The following is a 17,252-nucleotide window of genomic DNA, read 5'->3' on the forward strand; positions in this document are numbered from 1 at the left end:
TAGTGGATGATGACGATAATCCAGTTTTAAGTTTTGCTTATGGTCCAGTTTTTTTGAAGGCTTTGAGCGACTATTTTTTTTACCATTAAGATATTAAGAAAAATTAAGCTTAACACTTAATGAAACTTAATGTCTTAATGGTTAACTTTTTTTGACACTGATTGTAAATCCTTGTGTTCTTTGCTGTTAATTGCACATCTTTAGTAAAAGACTTGTATTAATTTTACTTTTCAACTGAAAAAAAACATTAATAAAAGAACGCTCATTCATTTAATGTTTTATATTTGCTAAAAATTTCCAAATTATGAGAGTAAGAGATATAGATAAAGAGAAGTTAGTTGTTACAAATGCGATTGAGTTAATTGTTCAGGATGGCTTTCAGGGCTTCAGTATGAATAAGCTAGCGAAGGCTTGTAATATTTCTGTGGCGACTCTCTATATTTATTACAAAGACAAAGATGATTTGATTAAAAAAATCGGGGCAGAAATAGCTATAGAATTCTTTTCATCCACGATAGAGAATTTTTCGCCAGATATGCCATTTGAAGAAGGTTTATGGATACAATGGCAAAACCGAGCTGCATTTACATTTAAGTATCCAAAGAAGGTTGCATTCTTTGAAGTAATTAAACAATCCCCACATGCTGAGGATATATTAAACTCTACAACCAAATTCTCTGATTTTAGAATAATCATGAAACAATTTATTGAAAATTCATTGCATAATAAGGAACTAGTGCCAATGCAATTTGAAGTTTTTTGGAGTATTGCTTACGGTCCTTTATATACTTTGTTGAATTTTCATAATGAAGGAAAAAGCATGGGAGGGAAGCCATTTAAGCTTACTCAGGACATGATGAAAGAAGCCTTTGGGGCTGCTATAAGAGCATTAAAACCATAAAATTATACTATGGAAACAGATTTAGATAAAATCTATATTTTTAAAACTAACATAGAACAACTATGTACCGATTGTAAGGTGACTAAAACACTAAACAATCACGCAGATATTCTGCAATGGAGTGTTGATACCGATGATGTTGATTATGTGCTGCGCATTGTTTCGGAAACACTTACAGTTAAAACAATAATTAATATTATTAATAATCTTGGACATGAATGCCAAGAATTAAATTAATCAAAAAAATACAAATATTATAATGGAAAAAACAAAATTAGAAATCCCACCCTTTTCTTCTTATCAAAAATATATTATCGCCTTATTGGCACTTTTACAATTTACGGTTATACTCGATTTTATGGTACTTTCTCCACTTGGGGATATACTAATGAAAAATCTAGATATGACTACCGCAAATTTTGGATTTACAGTTTCAGCTTATGCATTTAGTGCAGGTACTTCAGGATTGCTTGCAGCTGGTTTTGCCGACAAGTTTGACCGAAAAAAACTGCTTGTTTTCTTTTACACAGGATTTATTATTGGTACCGTTTGTTGTGCCTTGGCAACTAACTATGCTTTGTTACTTTCTGCACGTATTGTAACAGGTCTTTTTGGAGGTGTTATTGGTTCGGTTTCTTTGGCAATCGTAACCGATTTATTTGTGATTCATCAGCGTGGTCGTGTGATGGGATTTATCCAAATGGCTTTTGCTTCAAGCCAAATTTTAGGGATTCCGGTAGGTATTTATTTTGCAAATCATTGGGGTTGGCATTCGGCTTTTTTGATGATTGCAGGACTAGGAATTCTTATACTTGTTACAATTGTAATCAAGATGAAACCAGTTACCGAACACCTTAAATTACAGTCGGATAAAAGCCCTTTTTTACATTTATGGCATACTTTAAGTAATAAGAACTATCAGGTTGGTTTTGCGGCAATTGCATTCTTATCTATAGGCGGATTTATGTTGCAGCCTTTTGGAAGTTCTTTCTTAGTAAACAACATTCATATTAGCCAATTAGAGTTACCAATGGTCTTTTTCTTTACAGGTCTTTCAGTACTTTTTATCATGCCACTTGTTGGGAAATTAAGTGACAGAGTTAGTAAGTTTTGGTTGTTTACCGCAGGGTCAATACTATCGATTATTATGATATTAATTTATACCAATCTGGGACCAATTCCTTTATGGGAAGTAGTAGTAATCAATATGATTTTGTTTATGGGTATCATGAGTCGTATGATTCCATCGACAACACTTAATACCGGAATTCCAGATATGAAAGATCGTGGAGCCTATATGTCTATTACTTCATCAATGCAACAAATTGCAGGAGGTATTGCAGCTGTTTGTGCTGGATTTATTGTACACCAAGAGACCAAGACATCACCGCTAGAAAATTACGATATTCTGGGATATGTAATTTCGGCAGTAACACTTTGTTCGATATTCTTTATTTGGAGAGTAAACCAATTGGTGAAGTCAAAAGGTAAAGCTGTAGATGCAGGAGTGAAGGTTGTAATTGAAACAGAAAGTGTTTAAGTCTGTGAGATAAGATTTAACCATTAAGGGATTAAGATTTAACCGCTAAGTACGCAAGGGTTTACGCAAAGGTCACAAAGTTTAGATGGTTTGACTAAAAAAGTTTTACCATTAAGACATTAAGTTTCATTAAGGATAAAGCTTAATTTTTCTTTATTTCTTAATGGTAAAAAAATCTTTCTAATCCTTTTAATCAGTGGCAAAAAAAGACAAAGCTTAATTTTTCTTAATTTCTTAATGGTAAAGAAATTTTTTTAATCCTTTTAATCTGTGGCAGAAAAAGATAAAACTTAATCTCTATAATGGTAAAAAACTTTTAATCTGTGGCAAAAAAAAATGATAAAGCTTAATCTTTCTTAATCCCTTAATGGTGAATAAAATTGAATAAAACTAATCAAGAAATACTAGATATAGACTATCGGGAAATGAAACCTGGTTTCCCGTTGTCTAACTATGTCGAAAGTTTTTGGATGCTTTCGAATGTTTCTGATCAGGAAAAACAAATTGTGATTCTGCCAGATGGGAGAATAGATCTTATATTTTCTTTTGAAGATAAAGATGATATTACACTTTTGGGAGTCGATTCCGAACCTTCTCGAGCTGTGCTTGCGCCAAAGACAGCAATGTTTGCAGTTAGTTTTAAACTATTGGCTATCGAATATCTTTTTAAAGATAAATTCCCTGTTTTAGTTGATACTGCTTATAATTTACCTTCGGATTATTTTGGGATTTCAATTCTGGATTTCGAAAATTTTGAAGGATTTTGTGATTTACTTTCTTCTAAGTTTTTGAGTATTCTGAATTATGAAATTGACGAACGTAAGAGAAAATTATTTGATTTAATATATAATTCAAATGGTGAAATTACGATTGCTGAAATTGCCGAAACAATTCATTGGAACAGCCGACAAATCAATCGATACTTTAATCAACGGTTTGGAATATCATTAAAGGCATATTGTACCATTCTTCGGTTTAGAGCTACATTTCAACAAATAAAAGAAGGCAAACTTTTTCCTGAACAAAACTTTACGGATCAGGCTCATTTTATAAAAAACATCAAGAAATTCTCGGGCGTAACTCCTAAGGAACTGAACAAGAATATAAACGACCGATTTATACAATTATCGACACTCAAGAAGAAATAATTTTGTCTTATAAAATTAAAGAATTGAGTTATGTTGATTAAAAATAAAAAAATAGCAATTGTAGGTGGAGGACCAGGAGGTTTAACATTAGCAAGACTTTTGCAATTTAAAGGCGCAGAAGTAAAAGTATATGAGAGAGATTTTAATTCGGATGTTAGAGTTCAGGGAGCGACTCTTGACCTTCATGAAGAATCAGGATTAGAAGCACTTCGCAGAGCAGGATTAATAGATGCATTTTATGCCAATCATCGTTCTGAAGCAGGTAAATTGCGTATTCTAGATAAAAACCTGAATGTTGCCATGGACACACATTCTGCGGATGATTATGAAGAGAATCGTCCAGAAATAGATCGTGGCCCATTACGAAATATACTTTTAGATTCTTTACAACCCGATACTGTGGTTTGGGACAGTCAGTTTCTTTCGATGTCTCCAAAAAATGAGGGTTGGGAATTAACATTCAAAAATGGCTCAAAAGCAGAAGCTGATATTGTAATCGCAGCCGATGGAGCGAACTCAAAAATAAGACCTCACATTAACTCGATAAAACCAATATACTCGGGTGTTACAATTGTGGAAGGAAACATTTATGATTCTGAAAAAAATGCTCCAAAATTGTTTAAGCTTGTAAATGGTGGAAAAATATTTGCTTTTGGCGACGAAAAAACATTGATTTTAAGCATGAAAGGGGATGGAACACTATCTTTTTATACAGGTTGTAAAGTCGATGAATTTTGGGTTCTTGATAGTAATATTGATTTCTCTAATAAAGAGCAAGTTTTTGAATGGTTTATAAGCGAATTTGGTTCTTGGGATCCAGTTTGGCAGGAATTATTTGAAAGTGATGAAATGTCGATTATTCCCAGACCACAATATCATTTCCCGCTAGATCAGCAATGGGATGCTTTGCCAAATCTTACTATGTTAGGTGATGCTGCACATCGTATGCCGCCTTATGCAGGAGAAGGTGTAAATATGGCAATGCAAGATGCTTTTGAATTAGCTGAAGTTCTGTCTGGTAATAACTTCCCAAACGTTCAGACAGCGATTGCCGCTTACGAAAAGCAAATGTGCAAAAGAGCTTCGGAGATTACAAAAATCACTTTAGATTCTACTGAAATGATGCATTCTGATGATCCTATTACCAAACTGATAAATATGTTTAATGGTGTTGATGAAGTGGAGCATTAATTTAGTAAAGATGTAAAAACGCAAAGTTTTTCCTCAATATTGTCATTTCGACGAAGGAGAAATCTTCATGAGTAACTCTACAAAACTAGAACTCTCGTTACGGAGTTTCTTGTGGAGATTTACTTCGTCTATTCGCTATCGCTCGGGTCTCCTTCGTCGAAATAACAAACAGTGTGGATAATTAATGTTTATAAAAAATTTGAGCTTTTGTGATAAATTTATTCGATACAGTCTTTTGAGAGTTTTTAATAACTCGAGATATTTTCAATAATTTGTTCTTTATGATCCTCGATAACAATTTTTGCCACTGTAAGCATATTTGTGAATTCTACGAGTTGTGTTGTTAGCTTTTGTTTTTTAAACAACAATGCTACAGTTTTCATTTTCATCGATTCTATTTCGTCTATTATTTTTTCAAAATCAGCATCTTTGTTAGCGTAAAATTGAGTCATAATTGTTTGAAGTTCTTTTTTAAGCTTTATAAAATTATTAGAATTGGTTTTAACCAAAGGTTCATTAAAGCCTAGCATAGATTTTTTTGGAGAAAATGCTATTTCATCAATAATACTATCGATATGTTTTGAAGCTTGGTGTGCAAAAACTAAAGCTTCTAATAATGAATTTGAAGCTAATCTGTTTTTTCCATGTAATCCAGTTCTGGAGCATTCGCCTATGGCGTACAAGTTTTTTATATTTGTTTCTGAGTTTTTATCGACATTTATTCCTCCACATTGATAATGCGCAACGGGTACAATAGGAATTAAATCTATTTTAGGATTTAATCCGATTTTCTTGCAGTAATCTGTGATGGAAGGAAAATGAGCATAGAATTCTTCTAATTCCAAATGTCTGCAATCTAAATAAACATACGGTTTTCCAGAGGTTTCTATCTCTTTGCTTATGGCTTGAGAAACGATATCTCTTGTAGCTAATTCTCCGCGAATATCATATTTAAATATAAAACGCTTTTGATCTTCATTAACGATATGCGCTCCAAAACCTCTTACAGCTTCAGAAATTAAAAAAAACGGGTTTTTATCTTCTTCGTATAATGCTGTTGGGTGAAACTGTATGTATTGCATATCCTTTATTAAGGCTCCGGCTCGTGATGCAATTGCAATTCCATCACCTGTTGCAATTTCGGGATTTGTAGTGTTTTTAAAAATTTGTCCACATCCTCCAGTGCTTAAAACAATGGTTTTAGCTTGTATGTATTTTATTCTGTCATTGACTTTGTCACAATAAAAAGCTCCTGTAGCATAAGGATTTCCTTTATTGTTTTTAGTATTTATATCTATAACCAAATGATTTTCTAATACGGTAATATTAGATAATTGATTTATGGTATCAATTAGTTTTTTTTCGATTTCTGCCCCAGATATATCTTTATGATGTAAAATGCGATGTTGAGAATGTCCGCCTTCTAAACCTAAATTCCAGATTCCAGATTTATTTTTATCAAAAGAAACACCAATATCGATAAGTTCGTCTAATCTTTCTGGTGCCTGATGTATTACCATTTTTACAATTTCTTCATCACATGAACCTCCTCCAGATTTTAAAGTGTCCTGAATGTGTTGTTCAAAACTATCTTCGATACTATCGGTAACAACCGCAATTCCTCCTTGTGCTAATTGCGTATTGGAGTTTTTAGATTTTTCTTTGGTCATGATTGTAATCGATAATTCAGGACGTTTTTTTGCCATTTTTATTGCAAAAAATAAACCTGCCACTCCAGAACCAATTATAAGTATGTCCGTATTTTTCATGATGATAAGCTTTGGTGATTAAGAGAAATTGAGCATTCTATTTATTGGTTTTATAGCTTGTAATCGTAATTCTTCATTAATGCTAATTTCTGGGCTTTCATTCTTTAAACATAAATAAAGCTTCTCTAATGTATTTATTTTCATAAAGGCACATTCGCTACAAGCACAGGTATTATCTTCGTGAGAAGGAGCTGGAATAATCGTTTTGTTTGGAGCATCTTTTGCGAGTTGATGCAGAATACCTGCTTCGGTTGCTACGATAAATGTTGTGGCCGAATCATTTTTGATAAAATTGAGCATTCCAGATGTTGACCCAATATAGTGGGCTGTTTCCAAGATATGTCTTTCAGATTCGGGATGTGCAACAATCTTAGCGTTTGGGTTTGTATTGTAAATTTCGATTAGTTTATCTAATGAAAAAGCTTCATGTACAATGCAGGAACCGTCCCAAAGAAGTAAATCACGTTTTGTTTCCTTTTTTAGATACATTCCTAGGTTTTTGTCTGGGGCAAAAATTATTTCTTGTTCTTTAGGAATCGCTTCAATTATTTTCTTTGCATTAGATGAGGTACATACCCAATCACTTAACGCTTTTATCTCTGCTGAAGAATTGATGTAGGTTACCACAACATGTTTAGGAAAAAGTTCTTTTAGTTTTTTAAAGTTAACCGGGTCGCATCCATCGGCAAGAGAACAACCTGCATTGAGGTCAGGTAAAAGCACTTTTTTATTTGGATTGATAATTTTTGCAGTTTCAGCCATAAAATAGACTCCTGCAAAAACAATTGTATCTGCATTTGTAGTGGCTGCTTTTTTTGATAATTCAAGACTGTCGCCTACAAAATCGGCAATATCTTGTATGTCTTTTTCTTGATAATAATGAGCGAGGATAATCGCGTTTTTTTCTTGTTTTAATCGGTTTATTTCAGAAATTAAGAATAATTTATCCATGAATTTATTTTTATCGATACTCTTATATTTCATGTTAAGAATACCCAAATTAGATTAGTTACTTTTTAGAAAACAGAATTTTAAATTGAAAAAAACTCCCAAACCGAAAACGTGTTCTATATATAATTGCCTTGCTTTTTATGAAGGCTATTGCATATTATTGCAATTTCTAATTTTGTATTCGGCCTAGGAGGAACCTATTCCATAATTTTTACTACAAATGTTTTATAACTTTTTGAATTATAATTATTTAATTATGGTTTTAGCGTTGTAAAGATATTATTGAGGTTAATCTTATTTCATGATTAAAATCATGAAATGCATTTTTTATGTTTTAATATTTAGAAGGAGTGAAGTAGAAATAAAGAAAACATAGAAAAAGCCTGTTGATGCAGTATTTGCTTCAACAGGCTTTATGATTTAAGAAATATGATTTTTAAATTAATTCAGGCTAGGGCCTTCGGGAATTTTTATAGTTCGCTTGTGTCTTTTTGTTAGCAATAAATAGATAATTGCAACGCCAAGAACTATTAACAAAGCAATTTCTAGTTGTGCCAATACATTATATTGGTTGTATGCTTTATTGGCATTTTCTAATTGTAATTTAGCTTCATCAATCTGAATCTTAGAAAGTGATTCTAAAGTAACTAAAGCTTCATCTGCCGATTTTTCGACTTCTTGCCATTGTTTGTCTTGAGCTTGTTTGTTTATTTTGTTACAAATAGCAACAAAAGTATTAAAGTCTTCTTTTTCTTTGGGTGTTAAAACCGTTTTATGATACAATAAGTTTATTGCCTTGATATTTTGAATAGACGTAATAACAGCATCGTTTTTATCAGCTTCATTACTGTTTTTAACTGCGTTTGCCTTAACAAGGTTTAACTCATTGGCATAATGAAAAATATAGGTCGAAACGATTAAACGATCTTTATAAATTGCATTGATATTCTCATTGGTGGTTTCAGCGTTTCGTAGTGTATTAAAAGTACTTAGTATTATAATTAACATTACAATTGCCAGTATAAAAGCGGCTTTTGTTTTCTTGCTACTATTTTTTAAACCCATCATATTGTATTGATTTGTATCGCAATATAATTATTTATTTGGAACAAACTTGCTATTTTTAGGCTAAATATATAATCCACTGGAGGTAATTCCTTAACAGATAGAAACATAGAAAATTTACTTTTAAAAAAGACAGAGTAAGCCTCAACGGGATATAATATTTTATAGATTTTTTATTTTATCAAATTAAACGATTAGGTCTTTCTTTAAAAATTTGGCATAAAAATCAGGAATTTCGCTTTCTTCGATGGCGTTTATAACTTCGTTTATTGGGTATTGTAGCTTAACAATTTCGGGAGTTATATTTTCGTCAGAAATATGTAATATAAGGTATGTTGCTAATGGATTATCTTCTCTGGATCGACCTACGGAACCAGAATTTATTAATGTTCCAGCAGGAGATTCAGTGGTTGCTTCTATATACCTAACATACGGTTTGTGAGTATGTCCCATAATGATGATATCGGCTTTTTCCAGAGCAAGCATCGATTGAACATCTTCAAGATTATGATTTTCATAAATGTATTCATCATTGCTTCGGGTGCTACCGTGAACCAATAGTACTTTAGTTTCTTTTCCAGAAATGGTAAAATTAAGTAAGAGTCTTTCAGGAAGCATTTTTAAGAACGCCTTGTTCTCTGGTTTAATAGTTTGTTTGGTATAATTTATTCCGTTAAGGCGTGCGGCTCTTTCCTCAGGATTATGTTTTGGTAATGGAGTTACTTCATGATCAAATGCGATGCGTTCATCATGATTTCCCATTAAGCAAGGAATTTCTAATGCATTAATTAGCTCGATTACTTCATTATGCCAAGGAGCAAAATCGACCAAATCGCCTAAGCAATATATTTGATCAATGTTTCTTTGTTTTATGTCTTCGAGAACGACTTTTAGCGCTGGTAAATTACCATGTATGTCACTAATTATTGCTATGTTCTTCATGCTTTACGTTTGTTTGAAAAAATTACTATTATTAATGCAATAATACTCCATAAAAGCATTTGCGAGGTAGCCATATCCCATTTTCCTAACTTCCAACTTAAAAGTCCGAAGTAAGTACCTACTGCGGCACCAATAAAATAAGTAGTCATGTATATGGTATTCAGTCTGCTATGTGCTTCTTCGTGTAAACTATATATACGTGTAAAATTGGTAATTTGGGTTGCTTGTACACCAATATCTAAGAAGAAAACACTAAGAATTAACACAGGAATAGAATATGGGAAGATTTTTATAAGGATAATGCTGCCTATAATCATAGAAACTGTAGTTAATAAAGAGCGTCTTACATTGCCCTTATCGGCTATTTTGCCAAAATACGGTGCGACCAATGCACCACCAATGGCGATTAATCCAAACAATCCTATTATGCCCGAATGGTAGTTTAAAGGCGCGCTGCTAAGATGAAATGTAAGCGTTGTCCAGAAGGAACAAAATACTCCAAATGTAAATGATCCTAAAAGTGCTGTTTGGCGTAAAACAGGGTATTTGGGTATGAGTGCCAATGTTGATTTTATAAGGTGGAAATAACTGCCTTTGAATTTTGAAGGTACTTCGGGCAAGTATAACTTTAGCATAAGCGTAACCAAAAGAACCATTAATCCCGAAATTCCAAAAACATAGCGCCAACCTAGTAATTCGGTTATGAAACCACTAATAACCCGCGCTCCTAATATCCCTACCAATATTCCGCTGAAAACTACGCCCACATTTTTACCTCTGTTTTCTTTACCTAAAGTTGCTGCCATAGGTAATATAATTTGAGCAGGAGTAGAGAATAGACCAACAAAAAAACTGAGTATATATAAGGCAGTTAATGAAGATGTCGATGTTATAAAAAACAAAGTAAGTACCAATAATCCACACAATAAAAGTATAAGATTCTTACGGTTGACTTTATCGCCAAGCGGAAGTAAAAAGAACATTCCAAGTCCATATCCTAATTGCGAAAGCATGGAAATTTTGCCAATTTGGGTTTCGGTAACTTTAAGGGACAAAGCTATTGTTTGTAATATGGGTTGGTTGTAATATATATTAGCAACGATTACTCCGGCTGAAACTGCCATAAGCGGAATCACCGCTGGTTTGAAACTGGTTTTTGTCATAAACTTTTTTTGCAAAGCTATTGTACTCTTAAAAGTAAAAATTGTACTTTTAAACTCTATTTTTGTAAAAAAAACAACAATCATTTGGAACGTTTTATCCAACATACTCCTTTATTTATTCGGCATTTTACGACCGAAACCTGGCCGTTTCCTGTGCATAATCACAATCATTTTGAGTTGGTTTTTATTCATTCTGGTAGTGGTTTACACCAATTAAATGGAGGAGAAGTCACGTATAAAGGACCTTGTGTATTCTTATTATGCCCATCAGATTATCATCTTTTTATAATCGATAAAGAAACAGAGTTTAGTGTATTAAAATTTAATAATCGCTATCTCGACGGAACTTCATCTGATACTGCCAAAAACGAATGGAATAAAGTTCTGGATCAGTTGCTTGGAATAAGCAATACATCAGATGGTAAACTGGTTGATTCTCCTCAAGAGTTAGATAAAATAAATCACCTTATGCGATTGATTGTGAGCGAGTGGGATGGAGGTAGTCAGAACGGATCTAATGAGGTGCTTCTTTATTTAATACGAAGTGTATTTGCTGTAATTAAGAAAAATGCTTTTGAATCATTAGGAGCCAACATGGTTTTGAATGAAGGCTTATTGGTCGGAATTATGAATTACATCCATAAAGAAATTCGTGTGCCTATTAATTTAAATCTTACAGTTTTATCAGGTTTTTTTAATATGGCACCCAATCATTTAAGTAGCTTGTTTAAGCGACAAACAGGTGGTTCTATAAAGAAATATATCGATGATTATAAATATAAATTGATAGAAAATCGACTTAAACACAGTAATGCTTTAATGAAAGAAATAAGTAATGAATTTGGATTTTCGGATGTAAGTCATTTTAATAAATTCCTGAAAAAACAAACAGGATTAAATCCTAAGGAAGTGAGGAGGCTTTAGTTTTTTGTCTCAGCATTCAGTTTCAGTTTTTAGTACCAGTAAATAGTTGAGTATTTACTCTCAATTAAAAAATTTCCATTTAATCCGAATTCCAAAAAAAGTAGTGTATTCAGTTTGTAAAAATAGCATATTATAAACATTGCCAAGTAGCTTTAACCATTGGAGCACATGCATTATTACAATCTCTATCGCACGGTTGAAACAGTGGGTTACGATTAAAATTAACCCGTTGGATGCAATTACTGCGTCTATTCGCTTCGTTCAGGTCGTGAAAAAAATATTTAACAGATAGAAACATAGCTTTTATGTGTAAAAAAGAGAACAAAAAGAAATACATTCCTTTCGCATAGCTAGCTATATGTATTTAAAAACAAGTGAAACGCCTTTTTTGTGCGTACAAGACCTATGTTTCTATGTGTTAAAATTAATAAATTAGGAATCCTTTGGCGTATAAAATCAAGTTCCTTAGAAATTACGTATAGTAACAAACTCTTTTCGATAGGTACTTGGTGTTTTACCTATTATTTGTTTAAAATACTTATTAAAGTTGACAAAATTTTGGTATCCACTTTCATAACAGACGTCTGATATTGATAATTTTTCGTTTTGTAAAAGTTTGCAGGCATGTCCTGTTCTCAATTCATTTAAAAATCTCGTAAAAGACTTTTGTGCCCTTTTTTTAAAAAAATTGCAAAATGCCGGAGGAGTCATATGAGCCACAGAAGCAATAGTTTCCAGAGAAATAGGTTTTGTAAAATTCATCATGATATATTTATAAACCTGATTCATTCTTTCTGTATCTTTTTCATTATAAGTATGGTTATAGCCTAATCCGGCAAGGAGTTCATACTCATCTGTGTTAAGCATTATGTTTATGATTTTTAGGAATTCAATTATTTGAGGAAGCCCCTCAATATGTAGCATTTTTTCTAAATGTTTCGTAATCTTTTTTCTTGTTCTACCAGTAAAACAGATGCCTCTTTTAGCTTTTTCAAACAAGGCTCTTTTTTTTGATAAATCTTCATCATCGGAGCATATTTTTTCGAAAAAATTAATTGGAAAATAAGTAACAATAGCCTCAACAGATTTGTTTACCCTATTATTATGCATCTCTACATCTCCATACCACATATGAGGTAAATTCGGACTCATTAGAACCAAATCGCCATCATTAAAGTTTGTTATACTATCTCCAATAATTCTTTTTCCACTACTTCTTTTAACAAAACTTAATTCGCAAAAATCATGATAATGTAGGGTAGCATTAAAATCATGTTCTTTAACTTTTTTGATGCTAATTAATGAGGAATGTTGATTAGGTAATTCAATTAATACTGCTTTCATAAGGAATTATTAAATAATTGATAAAGCTTAACTTAAACAATATTAGATATAATAATTCTATAATAAGTTAAAATGATTAAAATTGTTTAAGTATTAATTAAGTTAGTGTAAATAGTTAAAAAGGTTATTGATGTAGTTTTGAATTGCATTTAAGTCGGTAATTAATTAAATAATAAGTGAAGTGTAATAGATTGAATTTATATTGATTGTTACAGATGAAAAAAGCATCAATCTTATTGTTATAAAAGGAAGTAAAGGAAAAGCGTCATATCCTTATAGTCGAGGAGCTGATGTCGTGCAACAAGAAATTAATGATTACAAAACGGCACATCCTTCAGAATTTACTGGAGATCATTATTTGGTAATATTACCAGCTACAGTTGATGTTGCTACAGGAAATGCCGAAGATGCATGAGTTCCTTTTTATGGGTATGGTAAATTTAAAATCGTTGCAAGCTCAGCTTGGGATGGTTTGGATTTCGCAGCCCTTGCCGAAATAGGAATGTATTAATCATTTCGATAATAAATTGATTCAAGAAATAAATTAAAATTAACAGATATGGAAACTATATTTTGGAAGAATGACGATGAACTTTTTGATATTGTCCGTAAGGAACTTTACACCGCTGTAGTAGGTGATATTATGGATAAAATGGGTTTATTTAATCAATTTCTTCCCCCACAAATACAGCCTCTGCGTGACGATATGTTCGTTATAGGCCGTGCCATGACAGTACTGGAAGCCGATGTAGTTTCTGATTCCAGTAGTAATAATCCTATTTTGAATAAACCTTTTGGATTGATGCTAGAAGCTTTGGATGATCTAAAAAAAAATGAAGTATATGTATGTACAGGTTCGTCTCCATCTTATGCTTTATGGGGAGAATTAATGGCAACTCGGGCACAAATATTAGGAGCTGCAGGAGCAGTTGTCGATGGGTATTCGCGAGATACCAAAGGAATATTAGAATTAAATTTTCCGTCATTTTCTTATGGGCGTTATGCTCAGGATCAAGCTCCTCGTGGTAAAGTAATTGATTTTAGGGTGCCAATAGAATTAAAAGGAGTCCGCATAAATTCAGGCGATATTATTCTTGGCGATATAGATGGAGTTTGTGTAGTACCAAGAGAAGTAGAGGAAGAAGTATTTCGTCTTTCTATCGTTAAAGCAAGAGGTGAAAAAATTGTGCAGAAAAAAATACAAGAAGGCATGAGTACAAAAGAAGCTTTTGATACCTATGGTATTATGTAAAAGTGAAAAGCAGTAAGTCAGGATACTATTTTTAGAGATTATTCTCTTGCCTTGATTAGTGTTTTGTAATAATATTAAATTCTTTTAAAATGAAAAAAAGTATAGTTGTAGCATTTCTAAGCTGTTTTGTTTTTATCAGTCAGGCTAATGCACAAACAAAGAGTATTTTAAATTTTGATGTTCCAGTATTAACTCCCTTTGCTTCGGCTGTTGACGGGGTTTCTGTCGCCAATGTTTCTTTAAATGGGAATTGGGGATTTGATATAAAAGAGCAACCTCAAAAAACAAAAGGAATTCAAGTTCCCGGAGAATGGGAAATGCAAGGATATAGTGTAAGCGAAGGACAAACAGCTTTGTACACTAAACGATTAAATATACCAGCAGATTGGAAAGGCAAGCAAATTAAGATTCGCTTTGATGCAGTAAGTTCTCATGCTTTGGTAAAAATAAATGGGAAAACAGTAGGAGAACATGAAGGAAGTTTTGTTCCTTTTGAAGTAGATATTACTAATGAACTAAGTTATAAAGATGATATTCTGGTAGTCGAAGTTCAGGCTATGACCATTAGTGATCGTATGGCTTGTACCTCTCAATATGCTTGTCATACTGTAGGTGGATTACTAAGAAAAGTAACCCTGTTTGCAGTAACACCACTTCATATTTCGGCAGTTACCATTAATACAACTTTTGATGCATCCTATAAAGACGCATCATTAATTATAGAAAATACAGTTACAAGTAATTTAACTGTTCCAGCAAATGCTAAGCTTGAGTTTACATTATTAGACGCAGTTGGAAAAGTTGTTTCTAATAAGACTTCGACATTTTCAAATAAAATTAACCCAAATAGTGACAACAATATAAAAACGGTCTTGGCGATTAAAACGCCACGTCATTGGGATTCAGAACATCCTTATTTGTATAAATTAAAAACAGTTGTACTTGTAAATGGTATTAAACAACAAACTAATGAGCAAAATGTAGGCTTTCGTCAAATTGTTATTAAAGGAAATGAATTCTTTGTAAATGGTAAGCCAATAAAGTTACGTGGTGTAAACCGTCATTCGATTCATCCATTAACAGGACGAAGTATCTCGACCACATTAGAAAGAAAAGATGCTGAATTGTTTAAGCAAGCCAATTGTAATTATATCCGTACGTCGCATTATCCGCCATCAGAAGAATTTTTGAATGCTGCAGATGAGTTAGGATTATTTGTCGAAAGTGAATCTTCTTTGAACTGGATAGAACATCATGCTTCGCCAATATGGAAATTATGGAGTTATACCGATGAAAAATTTCTTCCTTATATGGTTCGTGCCAATATGGATAATATACTGGCAGGACGCAATCATCCCTCTGTTATTATTTGGTCATTAGGTAACGAATCCAGATGGAGTCCGCTTTGGGTAAAAGTTAATGCAGTTGTAAAACAAATGGATAATTCAAGGCCAACTAGTTTTCATGATCAATGTTGGGGAACTTTTAATAATGCAGGTAGTAAAGCAGATATAGCCAATATTCATTACCCGGGTATTAATGGTCCTAAAGTAACCGATACCATTTCTCGCCCTACTTTGTTTGGAGAATATGCCCATTTATCTACTTATAATCGCAGAGAATTACTAACAGATCCCGGAGTAAGAAGTGCTTATAGCGAGCCTCTTGTGCAATTTTATGATTCAATCTATAAACATAAAGGGAATTTAGGTGGAGCAATATGGAGCGGTATCGATGATATTTTTCATATGCCCGATGGCAGAATAGTAGGATATGGACCTTGGGGACCTCTGGACGCTTGGCGTAGAACAAAACCAGAATATTATGGCGTAAAGAAAGCCTATTCTCCTGTACGAATTACCAATGTAAATTGGGAAACACTTCCAAAAGGATATGTAGAATTAAAAATAGAGAATCGCTATGATTTTACATCATTTAAAGAGTTAAAAATAGAAGTAAAAACAAACGGTACAATTAAACCAATTTCTTCGACAATTGCAGCTCGTAGTGAAGGGATTTTGAGAATTCCTGTGGATAAAAAAGAGCAAGAATTTTATATTTCGTTTACAGATTCAAGTGGATTTATTGTAAATGAGGAGAAATATGATAATAAGCCTTCGATAGAATTAGAAGATAAAAAAGTACCGCTTTCTTTCTCAGAAAACGAATCGGCTATAACAGTAAAACAAGGCGAAATAAGTTACCTTATTAATAAAATAACAGGAGTTATTACCAATGTAAAAAAGAACAACCAGACGATAATGACGCAGGGTCCCGTTTTTTGTTTGATACCTATGAATAGTGAAGATGGAGGAAAACCCAATGTTGCAGGAGAAACATATCAGAACAATATTTATCCAATAAAAAATTACCCATCATATACTTTGTTTGCAAAAGCTATTACTGTTAAGCAAAATAAGAATAGAATTTTAATAGATATGAAAACAACCTATACCGATGTTAAGGGAAAACAATCTTATTTATTTACAGATAATGGAAAATTAGAAACTACTTATGAAGTCGAGTATGGTGATATTGATGTGAGTCCTTATCAATACGGAATGTTGGTACAATTGCCAAAACAATTTGAGCAGTTAAGCTGGAAGCGAAAAGGAGAATTTACTATTTATCCAGAAAATGATATTTCCAGAAACGAAGGTACTACAATGCTAAATGCAAAGCATGTTAACGGAGTAGAAGAAGTAGGAGTTGTACCTAATGGAGATTGGAAAGATGATGCTAATGACTTAGGAAGCAATGATTTTCGTTCGACAAAAAGGCATATTAAATCGGCAGTATTACAAGATAAAACAGGCAATAGTATAAAAGTCTTGTCTGATGGGACACAAGCTTCCAGAAGCTGGTTACAAGATGAACACATACAATGGCTAATTTCAGATTATAGTAATACAGGGTCAGAACCTTTTTATGGAACACCTTTTACAGATGGTCGTATTAAGACAAAGGGTAAAACCTTAAAAGGGAAAATGACACTTGAAATTAAATAAAAATAGAGTTAAAATCACCTTGTTATTTTAATGTATAAAAATATTAAATAGGAA

Annotated in this window: 15 protein-coding genes; 9 read left to right on the top strand and 6 right to left on the bottom strand. The window is 32.7% G+C overall.

Annotation, left to right across the window (positions count from 1 at the left end):
* Positions 1–304: 304 nt before the first annotated feature.
* From AC3IPI_RS16110 to AC3IPI_RS16130, 5 genes are all read left to right on the top strand, one after another.
* A complete protein-coding gene (locus AC3IPI_RS16110) occupies positions 305–901 on the top strand; it encodes a TetR/AcrR family transcriptional regulator (protein ID WP_086896326.1) in 597 nt (198 codons plus the stop codon).
* 9 nt (positions 902–910) lie between these two features.
* A complete protein-coding gene (locus AC3IPI_RS16115; RefSeq protein WP_489154042.1) occupies positions 911–1,138 on the top strand; it encodes a hypothetical protein in 228 nt (75 codons plus the stop codon).
* A 22-nt stretch (positions 1,139–1,160) separates the two neighbouring features.
* Positions 1,161–2,441 (top strand): MFS transporter, encoded by a 1,281-nt coding sequence (locus tag AC3IPI_RS16120; RefSeq protein WP_489154044.1) that lies wholly within the window; start codon positions 1,161–1,163, stop codon positions 2,439–2,441.
* A gap of 380 nt (positions 2,442–2,821) precedes the next feature.
* Positions 2,822–3,589, top strand: a complete 768-nt coding sequence (locus AC3IPI_RS16125) for a DUF6597 domain-containing transcriptional factor (protein WP_489154046.1) — start codon at positions 2,822–2,824, stop codon at positions 3,587–3,589.
* A 30-nt stretch (positions 3,590–3,619) separates the two neighbouring features.
* Entirely contained in the window at positions 3,620–4,780 is a 1,161-nt protein-coding gene (locus AC3IPI_RS16130) for an FAD-dependent oxidoreductase (protein ID WP_489154048.1), read from the top strand.
* 245 nt (positions 4,781–5,025) lie between these two features.
* On the opposite strand, the gene nadB is transcribed toward AC3IPI_RS16130, so the two are convergent.
* The 5 genes from nadB to AC3IPI_RS16155 all read right to left on the bottom strand — a co-directional run bounded on the left by nadB (position 5,026) and on the right by AC3IPI_RS16155 (position 10,670).
* Positions 5,026–6,549 (bottom strand): L-aspartate oxidase, encoded by a 1,524-nt coding sequence (nadB, locus tag AC3IPI_RS16135; protein WP_489154050.1) that lies wholly within the window; start codon positions 6,547–6,549, stop codon positions 5,026–5,028.
* A gap of 18 nt (positions 6,550–6,567) precedes the next feature.
* Entirely contained in the window at positions 6,568–7,533 is a 966-nt protein-coding gene (gene nadA / locus AC3IPI_RS16140) for a quinolinate synthase NadA (RefSeq protein WP_489154052.1), read from the bottom strand.
* A 408-nt stretch (positions 7,534–7,941) separates the two neighbouring features.
* A complete protein-coding gene (locus AC3IPI_RS16145; protein ID WP_489154054.1) occupies positions 7,942–8,568 on the bottom strand; it encodes an MCP four helix bundle domain-containing protein in 627 nt (208 codons plus the stop codon).
* 183 nt (positions 8,569–8,751) lie between these two features.
* A complete protein-coding gene (locus AC3IPI_RS16150; protein WP_489154056.1) occupies positions 8,752–9,507 on the bottom strand; it encodes a metallophosphoesterase family protein in 756 nt (251 codons plus the stop codon).
* Positions 9,504–10,670, bottom strand: coding sequence for an MFS transporter (locus AC3IPI_RS16155; RefSeq protein ID WP_489154058.1), 1,167 nt, complete (start codon positions 10,668–10,670; stop codon positions 9,504–9,506). Before AC3IPI_RS16155 ends, AC3IPI_RS16150 begins: the two co-directional genes overlap by 4 nt.
* An 84-nt stretch (positions 10,671–10,754) precedes the next feature.
* On the opposite strand from AC3IPI_RS16155, the gene AC3IPI_RS16160 reads away from it, so the two are divergent.
* Positions 10,755–11,594 carry an AraC family transcriptional regulator gene (locus tag AC3IPI_RS16160; protein WP_489154061.1) on the top strand — a complete coding sequence of 280 codons (840 nt, stop codon included), beginning with the start codon at positions 10,755–10,757 and terminating at the stop codon, positions 11,592–11,594.
* 465 nt (positions 11,595–12,059) lie between these two features.
* Here the strand turns inward: AC3IPI_RS16160 and AC3IPI_RS16165 are convergent, their stop codons facing one another.
* Positions 12,060–12,938: an AraC family transcriptional regulator gene (locus AC3IPI_RS16165; protein ID WP_489154063.1), complete on the bottom strand. Its 879-nt coding sequence runs from the start codon at positions 12,936–12,938 to the stop codon at positions 12,060–12,062.
* Positions 12,939–13,140: 202 nt separating this feature from the next.
* Between AC3IPI_RS16165 and AC3IPI_RS16170 the strand changes: the two genes are divergently transcribed.
* The 3 genes from AC3IPI_RS16170 (at position 13,141) to AC3IPI_RS16180 (ending at position 17,198) form a co-directional block, all read left to right on the top strand.
* Complete coding sequence (locus AC3IPI_RS16170; protein ID WP_489154065.1) at positions 13,141–13,353, top strand: hypothetical protein; 213 nt, start codon at positions 13,141–13,143, stop codon at positions 13,351–13,353.
* A 144-nt stretch (positions 13,354–13,497) separates the two neighbouring features.
* On the top strand, positions 13,498–14,190 hold the full coding sequence (locus AC3IPI_RS16175) for an RraA family protein (RefSeq protein WP_489154067.1): 693 nt from the start codon (positions 13,498–13,500) through the stop codon (positions 14,188–14,190).
* Between the two features lie 89 nt (positions 14,191–14,279).
* The gene (locus tag AC3IPI_RS16180; RefSeq protein WP_489154069.1) at positions 14,280–17,198 is read left to right on the top strand and encodes a glycoside hydrolase family 2 TIM barrel-domain containing protein; all 2,919 of its coding nucleotides are present in this window, start codon (positions 14,280–14,282) and stop codon (positions 17,196–17,198) included.
* The last annotated feature ends 54 nt before the right edge of the window (positions 17,199–17,252 follow it).

The sequence above is a fragment of the Flavobacterium sp. GL_143 genome (genome assembly GCF_057834355.1).